Consider the following 11,777-nt stretch of genomic DNA (forward strand, 5'->3'; position numbering starts at 1 on the left):
ATGGAAGCACTCGCAAGCAATGCGCTGGTGGCGGTGATCGGTGCCGGCGCCATGGGGGCCGGCATCGCACAGGTCGCGGCCCAGGCCGGCCACCCGGTAAAGCTCTACGACAACCGGCCGGGCGCTGCCGCCCAAGCCATGGCAGGCATTGATCGGCAATTGGGTCGGCTGGTAGAAAAAGGCAAGCTGTCAGCCAATGAGCGCGAAGTCATCAGCGCCCGGCTATGCCCAGTCGATAGCCTTGAGGCGCTGGCTGACGCCGGCCTGGTGATCGAAGCGATTGTCGAGCACCTGCAGGTCAAGCAGGCACTGTTCAGTCAGCTTGAAACCCTGTGCGCCGCCGATTGCATCCTCGCCAGCAATACGTCGTCGCTGTCCATCACCAGCCTCGCTGCCGGCCTGAAGCGCCCGCAGCAGGTGGTTGGCATGCACTTCTTCAACCCAGCACCGTTGATGGCGCTGGTCGAGGTAGTGTCCGGCCTGGCAACCGACCCTGAGGTGGCCGCCCGCATCTATGCGACCGCCCAGGCTTGGGGCAAGCAGCCAGTGCACACGCGCTCTACCCCTGGCTTCATCGTCAACCGGGTGGCGCGGCCGTTCTATGCCGAAAGCCTGCGGCTATTGCAAGAAGGCGCTGCGGATTGTGCCAGCCTCGATGCGCTGTTGCGTGACGCAGGTGGTTTTCGCATGGGCGCGTTCGAACTCACCGACCTGATCGGCCACGACGTCAACTATGCCGTCACCTGTTCGGTATTCGAGGCGTTCTATGGCGATTTCCGCTTCCAGCCTTCGCTGGTGCAGAAAGAACTGGTAGACGCTGGCCGCCTTGGTCGCAAAGCCGGCCAAGGCTTCTATAGCTATGCCGAGGGTGCCGAACGCCCCCAGCCAGCCGAGCTGACCAGCAATGCCAGCGTTGCGGCCTGTGTCATCGAGGGTAGCCTCGGGGTGATGCAGCCGCTGGTCGAGCGCCTGCGCCATAGCGGCATTGCCGTGGCCCAGCGTGCCGGCACTGGCCTGATCCAGGTGGGCGATGCCACCCTGGCCCTGTCCGATGGCCGCCTGGCCAGCCAGCGCGCCCGCGAAGACGGCCTGCGCAACCTGGTGCTGCTCGACCTGGCGCTGGATTACAGCAGCGCCACCCGCCTCGCCATCAGCTGGTCCGCCGATACCACTAGCAGCGCCCGCGACCAAGCCGTAGCCCTGCTGCAGCGTGCCGGCCTGAAGGTGACCGGCGTCGCCGACCTGCCCGGCCTGGTGGTACTGCGCACCGTGGCCATGCTCGCCAACGAAGCCGCCGATGCGGTGCTGCAGGGTGTCGGCAGCGCTGCCGACATCGACCTGGCCATGCGTGCCGGTGTCAATTACCCCCGCGGCCCGCTGGCCTGGGCCGCAGACATCGGCCTTGCCCACACCCTGGCCGTGCTCGACAACCTGCAGCGCAGCTACGGTGAAAACCGCTATCGCCCTTCCCTGCTGTTACGCCGCTGCGAAGCCAAAGGAGGCACCCTGCATGACTGACGTGCAACTGGCACAAGCTTGTGCCGACGCCATGTACGCCCGCGATCAGGCTACCCAGGGCCTGGGCATCACCCTGCTGGATGCCGGGCCAGGCCGGGCAACCCTGCGCATGCCGGTACGCGGCGACATGATCCAGGGCCACGGCACCTGCCATGGCGGTTTCATGTTCGCCTTGGCCGACTCGGCCTTCGCCTTCGCCTGCAACAGCTACGACCAGGCCACCGTGGCGCTGGGTTGCAGCATCGACTACCTGGCGCCGGCGTTGCGCGACGACGTGCTTACCGCCTACGCCAGCGAGGTCAGCCGTAAAGGCCGAACTGGCTTGTACGACGTGCGCATCGACAACCAGCGAGGTGAGCTGGTGGCGATGTTCCATGGCAAATCCTACAAAGTGCGCGGCACCGTGCTGGCGCAGGAGACGCAAGATGACTGAACACACCCTGGCCGATGCGTTGATCATCGACGCTGTACGCACGCCGATTGGCCGTTATGCTGGGGCCTTGAGTGGCGTGCGTGCCGATGACCTGGCCGCCATCCCGCTCAGGGCGCTGTTGCAGCGCCACCCGGAACTGGACTGGAAAGCCGTCGATGACGTCATTTTCGGCTGCGCCAACCAGGCTGGTGAAGATAACCGCAACGTGGCGCACATGGCCAGCCTGCTTGCCGGGCTGCCGCATCAAGTGCCGGGCACTACCATCAACCGGTTGTGCGGCTCGGGCCTGGATGCAATCGGCAATGCGGCCCGCGCCTTGCGCTGTGGTGAGGCTGGGCTGATGCTGGCCGGCGGCGTGGAATCAATGTCGCGCGCGCCGTTCGTGATGGGCAAGGCCGAGCAAGCATTTGGCCGCGCCGCGGAGCTGTTCGATACCACCATCGGTTGGCGTTTCGTCAATCCGCTGATGAAGGCCGCCTACGGCACCGACTCGATGCCGGAAACAGCCGAAAACGTCGCCGAGCAGTTCGCTATCTCCCGTGCAGACCAGGATGCTTTTGCCCTGCGCAGCCAGCACAAGGCTGCTGCAGCCCAGGCCCGCGGCCGCCTGGCGCGGGAGATCGTGCCGGTCGAGATTCCCCAGCGTAAAGGCCCGGCGAAAGTGGTCGAGCATGACGAACACCCGCGCGGCGACACGACCCTGGAGCAGTTGGCCAGGCTGGGTACCCCGTTTCGCGAGGGCGGCAGTGTTACAGCGGGCAATGCCTCGGGGGTGAACGATGGTGCCTGCGCGTTGTTGTTGGCCAGCAGTGCCGCGGCCGGCCGCCATGGCCTGAAGGCGCGCGGCCGCATCGTCGGCATGGCGGTGGCCGGTGTCGAACCGCGATTGATGGGCATCGGCCCAGTACCGGCAACGCGCAAGGTGCTGGAGCTGACCGGCTTGTCGTTGGCTGACCTGGACGTCATCGAGCTCAACGAAGCCTTTGCTGCCCAGGGCCTGGCCGTGTTGCGTGAGCTGGGGTTGGCTGATGACGATACGCGGGTCAACCGCAACGGCGGCGCCATCGCCCTCGGCCACCCACTGGGGATGAGCGGTGCCCGGCTGGTGACCACGGCGCTGCACGAACTGGAAGAGATCGGCGGCCGCTATGCCCTTTGCACCATGTGCATCGGCGTTGGCCAGGGCATTGCCATGGTCATCGAGCGCCTCTGAGTGGTTCCGACCATCCGCTTGTTACCGAACTGAACGCAGCCGTATATGCTGCCTCCATGACACTCACCGCGCGGCCCGCAATGGGGCTTGCGCGGCGTACAAGAACAATTCGAGTGAAGCCATGAACATGTACCATGATGCCGATCGTGCCCTGCTGGACCCGATGGAAACTGCCAGCGTCGACGCCCTGCGCCAGCACCAGCTGGAGCGTCTGCGCTGGAGCCTGAAGCATGCCTACGACAACGTACCGCTGTACCGTCAACGCTTCGCCGAGTGCGGTGCGCACCCCGATGACCTCCACAGTCTCGATGATCTCGCCAGGTTCCCCTTCACCGGCAAGAACGACCTGCGCGACAACTACCCCTACGGCATGTTTGCCGTGCCGCAGCAGGAAGTAGTCCGCCTGCACGCCTCCAGCGGCACCACCGGCAAGCCGACCGTCGTTGGCTACACCCAGAACGACATCGACACCTGGGCCAACGTGGTCGCCCGCTCCATCCGTGCGGCCGGCGGTCGCAAGGGTGACAAGGTGCACGTTTCCTATGGCTACGGCCTGTTCACCGGCGGGCTCGGCGCGCACTACGGCGCCGAACGCCTGGGCTGCACGGTGATTCCCATGTCCGGTGGCCAGACCGAGAAACAGGTACAACTGATTCGCGACTTCCAGCCCGACATCATCATGGTTACGCCGTCCTACATGCTCAACCTGGCCGATGAAATCGAGCGGCAGGGCATCGACCCGCACGACCTCAAGCTGCGCCTGGGAATTTTTGGCGCCGAGCCGTGGACCGACGAGCTACGCCGTTCGATCGAGCAGCGCCTGGGCATCAATGCCCTCGATATCTATGGCCTTTCGGAAATCATGGGGCCCGGGGTGGCAATGGAGTGCATAGAGACCAAGGACGGCCCGACTATCTGGGAGGACCATTTCTACCCTGAGATCATCGACCCGGTCAGCGGCCAAGTGCTGCCAGACGGCCAGCTCGGCGAGCTGGTGTTCACGTCCCTGAGCAAAGAGGCGCTGCCGATGGTGCGCTACCGCACCCGCGACCTTACCCGCCTGCTGCCCGGCACCGCGCGACCGATGCGGCGCATTGGCAAGATCACGGGGCGCAGCGACGATATGCTGATCATTCGCGGGGTCAACGTGTTCCCAACCCAGATCGAGGAACAGGTACTAAAAATAAAACAGCTTTCCGAGCTCTATGAGATACACCTGTATCGTAATGGAAACCTGGATAGCGTTGAGGTGCACGTGGAGTTGCGTGCCGAGTGCCAGCACCTCGATGAAGGCCAGCGCAAGCTGGTGATCGGCGAGTTGAGCAAACAGATCAAGACCTACATCGGCATCAGCACCCAGGTACGCCTGCAACCCTGCGGCGCGTTGAAGCGTTCAGAAGGCAAGGCTTGTCACGTGTTCGACAAACGCTTGGCCAGCTGATCCATTCGGCTGCCTGTCCAGGCCCCGGCACAGTCCGGGGCTTTTTTTTGCCTGTCACAGCGCCGTGGCGCTGTGCAGCCTTGCGCTGGACCCAGGCTGCGGAGTGGTTGCTTGGGCGAAAAGCGATACACAAATCTTATTTGATACATGCAAAAGCGTTTGACGTTGCGTTTTGTATCGCTTACAAATGACTCATGCCTCAGCAGGAGTCTGAACCCATGTACGCACAGCTAGTGGAAACCGGAGTCAAGCGCATCAAGTCGCTGGAAGAAATGTCCCCCGAGGAACGTAACTTCCAGGAAAAGATCGACGCCGAAATCAAGATCGAAGCCAAGAACTGGATGCCCGAGGCGTACCGCCAGACCCTCATCCGGCAGATCTCCCAGCACGCCCACTCTGAAATCGTCGGCATGCTGCCCGAAGGCAACTGGGTCACCCGTGCCCCCAGCCTCAAGCGCAAACTGCAGCTGATGGCCAAGATCCAGGACGAAGCCGGCCACGGCCTGTACCTGTACAGCGCCATGGAAACCCTGGGGGCTGACCGCGACGAAGAAATCGCCAAACTGCACAGCGGCAAGGCCAAGTACTCGAGCATCTTCAACTACCCCACCCTCAGCTGGGCCGACATGGGCGCTGTGGGCTGGCTGGTGGACGGCGCCGCCATCGTCAACCAGGTGGTATTGCAGCGCACCTCTTACGGCCCCTACTCCCGCGCGATGATCCGGATCTGCAAGGAAGAGAGCTTTCACCAGCGCCAGGGCTACGAAATGCTCCTGACCATGATGCGCCAGGGCACCCAAGCCCAGCGCGAGATGGTCCAGGACGCTATCAACCGCCTGTGGTGGCCGGCGCTGATGATGTTCGGCCCCAGCGACGAACACTCACCCAACAGCGCTCAGTCGATGGCCTGGAAGATCAAGCGCCAGACCAACGACGAACTGCGCCAGCGCTTCATCGACCAGACCGTGCCGCAGCTCGAGCTCCTCGGCTGCACCGCCCCCGACCCTGCGCTGAAGTGGAACGCCGAACGCGGCCACTACGACTTCGGGGAAATCCAGTGGGACGAGTTTTACGAAGTGATCAAGGGCAATGGCCCGTGCAACCAGGAGCGCGTCGCCACCCGGCGCAACGCAATCGAGAGCGGTGCCTGGGTACGCGAGGCCGCCGTGGCCTATGCGCGCAAGCAACAGAACAAGAACGCCGCCTGAGCGGCGATTGATGCGGAGATCGAAAATGTCTGTCTGGACCCTCTACGAAGTGTTCGTGCGCAGCAAGCACGGCCTCAACCACAAGCATGTGGGCAGCGTGCACGCCGCCGATGCCGCCATGGCCATGGAGAACGCCCGCGAGCTGTACACCCGCCGCAGCGAAGGTGTGAGCCTTTGGGTGGTGCCCTCGGCACTGATCACCGCCTCCTCCCCGGACGAAAAAGACCCGCTGTTCGCCCCGGCGGACGACAAGGTCTATCGCCATGCCAGCTTCTACGAACTTCCCGACGAAGTCGGACACATGTGAGGTTGGTCATGCACAAAGAAGCCCTTGTCCCCTACCTGCTGCTGCTCGGCGACAGTGCCCTGGTGCAGGGCCAGCGCCTCTGCGAATGGTGTGGCCGCGCCCCGGCAATCGAAGAAGAACTGGCCTTGATGAATGTCGGCCTCGACCTGGTTGGCCAGGCGCGCAACTGGCTGGAGTACGCCGCCGAGCTGCTTGATGATGGCCGCGACGCCGATGCCCTCGCCTTCCGCCGCGACGAGCGCGCCTACCGCAATTTGCTGCTGGTCGAGCAACCCAACGGTGATTTTGCCGTGACCATGGCCAAGCAGTTCCTCTACGACGCCTGGCACTTCGCGGTGCTCCAGGGGTTGGCCGAGTCGGCTGATGCCCGTATTGCCGGTATCGCCGCCAAGGCCCTGAAGGAAGTGACCTACCACCTGCGTCGTTCTGGCGAGTGGGTGCAGCGCCTGGGCGGTGGCACCGAAGAAAGCCGCCAGCGCATGCTCGCCGCCATCCCGGCATTGTGGCGCTTCACCGTCGAGCTCAGCGCTGCCAGCGACCATGAAGTGCGTCTGGCCAACGCCGGCATTGCCGCCGACCCGGTTGCGGTGGGCGCCGCCTGGCTCAAGCAGGTGGCCGCGATCTTCGCCTCGGTTGAACTGCCGCTGCCCAAGGCTGCCAGCCACTTCTACCTGGATGGCCGCAAAGGCCTGCACACCGAGCACCTGGGCCTGCTGCTGGCCGAAATGCAGTTCCTGCCAAGGGCCTACCCCGATGCAACCTGGTGAGCTGATTGCCGGCGACCGCGGTGCGCGGGCGCAGCAAGGCGACGATCTGGCCCGGGCCTGGGCAGTGCTGGGCCTGGTGATGGACCCGGAAGTGCCAGTGGTCAGTGTGGTCGACCTGGGGATCGTGCGTGATCTTGATTGGCGCGCCGGCCACCTGCACCTGGTGGTCACCCCGACTTACTCCGGTTGCCCGGCAACCGAGGTGATCGAGGGAGACATTCGCCAGGCGTTGGAACAGGCCGGTTTCTCCGCGCCGGCGCTCGAGCGCCGGCTGACCCCGGCCTGGAGCACCGATTGGATCAGCGAACTGGGCCGCGAGCGCCTGCGTGCCTATGGCATCGCACCGCCACAGGGCAGCGCCAGCAAACGCACCCTGCTAGGCGAGCCCCCCCAGGTGTGCTGCCCCCAGTGCGGCAGCGACCATACCGAATTGCTCAGCCAGTTCGGCTCCACGGCCTGCAAAGCGCTGTACCGCTGCCGCGAGTGCCTGGAGCCGTTCGACTATTTCAAATGCATTTGAGCCGTGGAGAACGCCATGAGCCAGTTTCACAGCCTGACCATCAAGCAAGTACGCAACGAGACCCGTGACGCGGTGTCGATTGCCTTTGACGTACCCGACCACCTGCAGGGCCAATTCCGCTTCACGCAGGGCCAGTACCTGGTCATGCGTACCCTGCTGGACAACGAAGAAGTCCGGCGGTCTTACTCGATCTGCAGCGCGGTCCAGGACGGCGAGCTGCGCGTGGCTGTCAAGCGCGTGCCGGGCGGGCGTTTCTCGGCATTTGCCAACGAAGTGCTCAAGGCCGGCCAGCAACTGGAAGTGATGCCGCCTTCGGGCAACTTCCACGTACCGCTTGACCCGACCCGCCAGGGCAACTACCTGGGCGTGGCCGCTGGCAGCGGCATCACGCCGATCCTGTCGATCATCGCAACCACCCTGGCAACTGAGCCCGACAGCCGCTTTACCCTGCTGTATGGCAACCGCTCCAGCTCGGGCGCCCTGTTCCGCGACAGGCTCGAAGACCTGAAAAACCGTTACCTCGACCGCCTCAACCTGATTTTCCTGTTCAGCCGCGAGCAGCAGGACGTCGACCTGTACAACGGCCGGATCGACGCCGACAAGTGTGGCCAGCTGTTCTCGCGTTGGCTTGATGTGCCCGGCCTGGACGCGGCCTTTATCTGCGGCCCGCAGGCGATGACCGAGACCGTGCGCGACAGCCTGCAGGCCAATGGGCTCGGCAAGGAGCGCATTCACTTCGAACTGTTCGCGGCTGCCGGCAGCGAGGCCCGCCGCGATGCCCGCGAGGCAGCGCGTCAAGTGGATGCAGCGCTCAGCCACATCACCGTGATCAGTGACGGGCGGGCACTGAGCTTCGACTTGCCGCGCAACACCCAGAACGTGCTGGACGCCGGCAATGCCATTGGCGCCGAGCTGCCCTACTCGTGCAAGGCTGGCGTGTGCTCGACCTGCAAGTGTCGGGTGATCGAGGGCGAAGTGGAAATGGACAGCAATCATGCCCTGGAAGACTACGAAGTGGCCGCCGGGTACGTGCTTTCGTGCCAGAGCTACCCAGTGAGCGACAAGGTAGTCCTCGATTTTGACCAACTCTGAGACCGAGCCGCCTCCTTTGCGGGCGTGCCCGCGAAGAGGCCGTGAGCAGCACTGCAACAACCGCGTGACCTCAACAAAACAATTACAACACCCAGAGATCGCATCCCATGACACCCGAACGCATAGAAAGCATCGCCAACCACCCCGACTTCCAGCACCTGGTACGACGCAAGCGCCGCCTCAACGGCAGCCTGACCCTGGCCATGCTGGTGATCTACTACGGCTTTGTGCTGCTGGTGGCGTTCTCGCCCAGCACGCTCGGCCAGTCGCTCAGTGGCGGCGTGACCACGGTCGGCATGCTGGTCGGCGTGCTGATGGTGCTGCTGTCCTTCGCCCTTACCGGGATCTACGTGCACCGCGCCAATAACGTGCTCGACCCGCTCAACGACAAGGTCAAGCAGGAGTGCGCACAATGAACTGGACCGCCATCTCGATGTTCATGGTGTTCGTTTGCTTCACCCTGCTGGTTACCCGCTGGGCCGCGTTGCGGACCCGTTCGGCAAGCGACTTCTACACCGCCGGCGGTGGCCTGACGGGTATGCAGAACGGCCTGGCGATTGCCGGTGACATGATCAGCGCCGCGTCATTCCTGGGCATATCGGCGATGATGTTCCTGAACGGCTATGACGGCCTGCTCTATGCCCTGGGCGTGCTGGCGGGCTGGCCGATCATCCTGTTCCTGATCGCCGAACGCCTGCGCAACCTGGGCAAGTACACCTTCGCCGACGTGGTCAGCTACCGACTGGCACAAACCCCGGTGCGCCTGACTTCGGCTTTTGGCACGCTGGTGGTGGCACTGATGTACCTGGTGGCGCAGATGGTCGGTGCCGGTAAGCTGATCGAGTTGCTGTTCGGCATCAGTTACCTGTACGCGGTGATGCTGGTCGGCCTGCTGATGGTCGCCTACGTCACCTTCGGCGGCATGCTCGCCACCACGTGGGTGCAGATCATCAAGGCCGTGATGCTGTTGTCCGGCACCAGCTTCATGGCGTTCATGGTGCTCAAGCACTTCGGCTTCAGCACCGAAGCGATGTTCGCCAGCGCCGTGGCCGTGCATGCCAAGGGCCAGGCAATCATGGCGCCCGGTGGCTTGCTGTCCAATCCGGTCGATGCCATCTCCCTGGGCTTGGGCATGATGTTCGGTACCGCCGGCCTGCCGCATATCCTGATGCGCTTCTTCACGGTCAGTGACGCCAAGGAAGCACGCAAGAGCGTGTTCTACGCCACCGGCTTCATCGGTTACTTCTACTTGTTGCTGATCATCGTCGGCTTCGGCGCCATTGTCATGGTCGGCACCGAACCGTCCTATCGCGATGCCAGCGGGGCAATCATCGGCGGCGGCAACATGGTCGCCGTGCACCTGGCCCAGGCCGTGGGTGGCAACCTGTTCCTCGGTTTCATTTCCGCCGTGGCATTCGCCACCATCCTTGCCGTGGTCGCCGGCCTGGCGCTGTCTGGCGCATCGGCGGTGTCCCACGACCTGTATGCCTGCGTCATGCGCAAAGGCCAGGCGACCGAGCAAGAGGAAATGCGCGTGTCGCGTATCGCCACGCTGATCATCGGCCTGCTGGCCGTCATTCTCGGCCTGATGTTCGAGTCGCAGAACATCGCCTTCCTTTCTGGACTGGTGCTGGCCGTGGCTGCTTCCGTCAACTTCCCTGTGCTGCTGCTCTCGATGTTCTGGAAGGGCCTGACCACCCGTGGCGCAGTGTGCGGCAGCATGGCGGGGCTGGTCTCGGCGGTAGTGCTGGTGGTGCTGGGCCCGGCAGTGTGGGTCAACGTGCTGCATAACGACAAAGCGCTGTTCCCTTACAGCAACCCGGCGCTGTTCTCGATGAGCCTGGCCTTCCTCGGGGCATGGCTGTTCTCGGTCACTGACAGCTCCGAGCGCGCCACCGCAGAACGCGGCCGCTACCTGGGCCAGTTCATCCGCTCCATGACCGGTATCGGCGCCGCCGGCGCCAGCAAGCACTGACTTCAAGGACGCACAAGCATGTCGGATAAAACAACAACAATGAACCGCACGCACTTCATCTCAGCCACCTGGCTGGCTGCCCTCGCCCTGCCGCTGCCGGCCATGGCCGACTTTATCGGTGACAGCCACGCACGGGTGGAACTGCGCAACCACTACATCAACCGCGACTTCCGCCAAGGCAATGCCCCGCAAGCCAAAGCCGAGGAATGGGGCCAAGGCTTCACTGCCAAGCTGGAGTCAGGCTTCACCGACGGCCCGGTCGGCGTTGGCGTCGACGCCATGGGCCAGCTGGGTATCAAGCTCGATTCCAGCCGCGACCGGCGCAACACGGGCCTGCTGCCGTTCGGGCCGAACAGCCAGGCGCCGGTCGACGACTACAGCGAGCTGGGCTTGACCGGCAAGGTGCGTGTGTCCAGGAGCACCCTGCGCCTGGGTACCTTGCAGCCGATCCTGCCGGTGGTGGTGTACAACGACACCCGGCTGCTGGCATCGACCTTCCAGGGGGGGCTGCTGACCAGCCAGGACCTTGAAGGGCTTACCTTCAATGCCGGTCGCCTGACCAAGGCCAACCTGCGCGACTCATCGGGCCGTGACGACATCGGCTATGGCGCCGCGACCAGTGATCACCTGGACTTTGGCGGCGGCAGCTACGCCATCACCCCGCAAACCAGCATCAGCTACTACTACGCCAAGCTCCAGGACATCTACCGCCAGCAGTTCGTCGGTCTGATCGACAACCGCCCGCTGGCCGAGGGCATAAGCCTGCGCAGCGACCTGCGTTATTTCGACAGCCGTAACGACGGCGCCGAACGGGCTGGCACCATCGATAACCGCAACTTCAACGCCATGTTCACCCTCGGCGTACGCGCGCACAAGTTCACCGCCACCTGGCAGCAGATGTCGGGGGACAGCGCCTTTCCGTTCGTCAATGGCGGCGACCCGTTCACCGTCAACCTGGTCACCTACAACACCTTCACCCGCGCCGGCCTGGACTCGTGGCAGGTGCGCTACGACTACGACTTCGTTGCCATGGGCATTCCCGGCCTGAGCTTCATGACCCGCTACACCGACGGCCGCCACGCGGAAACCGCCACCGTCAGCAACGGCCGCGAGCGCGAACGCGACACCGATATCACCTACGTCATTCAAAGCGGCCCATTCAAGGACGTGAGCCTGCGTTGGCGCAATGTCACCTTCCGTTCCGGCAATGGCCTGACCAATGCCGTTGACGAAAACCGCCTGATCATCGGCTACACCCTGGCGCTGTGGTAACCGCGCCCTCACTCATGAACAGCTTGGAGAA

General features: G+C 63.9%; 11 protein-coding genes and 1 pseudogene. All 12 read left to right on the forward strand.

The window, feature by feature from the left end; translation table 11 throughout:
- The 12 genes and pseudogenes from paaH to DMX11_RS16000 all read left to right on the forward strand — a co-directional run bounded on the left by paaH (position 1) and on the right by DMX11_RS16000 (position 11,746).
- Positions 1–1,518 carry a 3-hydroxyacyl-CoA dehydrogenase PaaH gene (paaH, locus tag DMX11_RS15945; protein ID WP_110745371.1) on the forward strand — a complete coding sequence of 506 codons (1,518 nt, stop codon included), beginning with the start codon at positions 1–3 and terminating at the stop codon, positions 1,516–1,518.
- Complete coding sequence (gene paaI / locus DMX11_RS15950) at positions 1,511–1,951, forward strand: hydroxyphenylacetyl-CoA thioesterase PaaI (protein WP_110745372.1); 441 nt, start codon at positions 1,511–1,513, stop codon at positions 1,949–1,951. Before paaH ends, paaI begins: the two co-directional genes overlap by 8 nt.
- A complete protein-coding gene (pcaF, locus tag DMX11_RS15955; RefSeq protein ID WP_110745373.1) occupies positions 1,944–3,164 on the forward strand; it encodes a 3-oxoadipyl-CoA thiolase in 1,221 nt (406 codons plus the stop codon). Before paaI ends, pcaF begins: the two co-directional genes overlap by 8 nt.
- A 121-nt stretch (positions 3,165–3,285) precedes the next feature.
- On the forward strand, positions 3,286–4,605 hold the full coding sequence (gene paaK, locus DMX11_RS15960; protein WP_110745374.1) for a phenylacetate--CoA ligase PaaK: 1,320 nt from the start codon (positions 3,286–3,288) through the stop codon (positions 4,603–4,605).
- 218 nt (positions 4,606–4,823) lie between these two features.
- A complete protein-coding gene (gene paaA / locus DMX11_RS15965; protein ID WP_110745375.1) occupies positions 4,824–5,813 on the forward strand; it encodes a 1,2-phenylacetyl-CoA epoxidase subunit PaaA in 990 nt (329 codons plus the stop codon).
- 25 nt (positions 5,814–5,838) lie between these two features.
- Positions 5,839–6,120 (forward strand): 1,2-phenylacetyl-CoA epoxidase subunit PaaB, encoded by a 282-nt coding sequence (paaB, locus tag DMX11_RS15970; protein WP_110745376.1) that lies wholly within the window; start codon positions 5,839–5,841, stop codon positions 6,118–6,120.
- 8 nt (positions 6,121–6,128) lie between these two features.
- Positions 6,129–6,887, forward strand: a complete 759-nt coding sequence (gene paaC, locus DMX11_RS15975; RefSeq protein WP_110745377.1) for a 1,2-phenylacetyl-CoA epoxidase subunit PaaC — start codon at positions 6,129–6,131, stop codon at positions 6,885–6,887.
- A complete protein-coding gene (gene paaD / locus DMX11_RS15980; RefSeq protein WP_110745378.1) occupies positions 6,874–7,407 on the forward strand; it encodes a 1,2-phenylacetyl-CoA epoxidase subunit PaaD in 534 nt (177 codons plus the stop codon). Before paaC ends, paaD begins: the two co-directional genes overlap by 14 nt.
- Before the next feature lie 15 nt (positions 7,408–7,422).
- The gene (paaE, locus tag DMX11_RS15985; protein WP_110745379.1) at positions 7,423–8,499 is read left to right on the forward strand and encodes a 1,2-phenylacetyl-CoA epoxidase subunit PaaE; all 1,077 of its coding nucleotides are present in this window, start codon (positions 7,423–7,425) and stop codon (positions 8,497–8,499) included.
- 107 nt (positions 8,500–8,606) lie between these two features.
- Positions 8,607–8,915 carry a DUF485 domain-containing protein gene (locus tag DMX11_RS15990; RefSeq protein WP_012272262.1) on the forward strand — a complete coding sequence of 103 codons (309 nt, stop codon included), beginning with the start codon at positions 8,607–8,609 and terminating at the stop codon, positions 8,913–8,915.
- Positions 8,906–10,474: pseudogene (locus DMX11_RS15995) on the forward strand (cation acetate symporter); the annotation flags it as partial. The gene DMX11_RS15990 and the pseudogene DMX11_RS15995, both read left to right, overlap by 10 nt.
- 39 nt (positions 10,475–10,513) lie before the next feature.
- Entirely contained in the window at positions 10,514–11,746 is a 1,233-nt protein-coding gene (locus DMX11_RS16000) for an OprD family porin (protein ID WP_110745381.1), read from the forward strand.
- Positions 11,747–11,777: the final 31 nt, after the last annotated feature.

The sequence above is a fragment of the Pseudomonas sp. LB-090624 genome (genome assembly GCF_003205205.1).
Taxonomy (GTDB): domain Bacteria; phylum Pseudomonadota; class Gammaproteobacteria; order Pseudomonadales; family Pseudomonadaceae; genus Aquipseudomonas.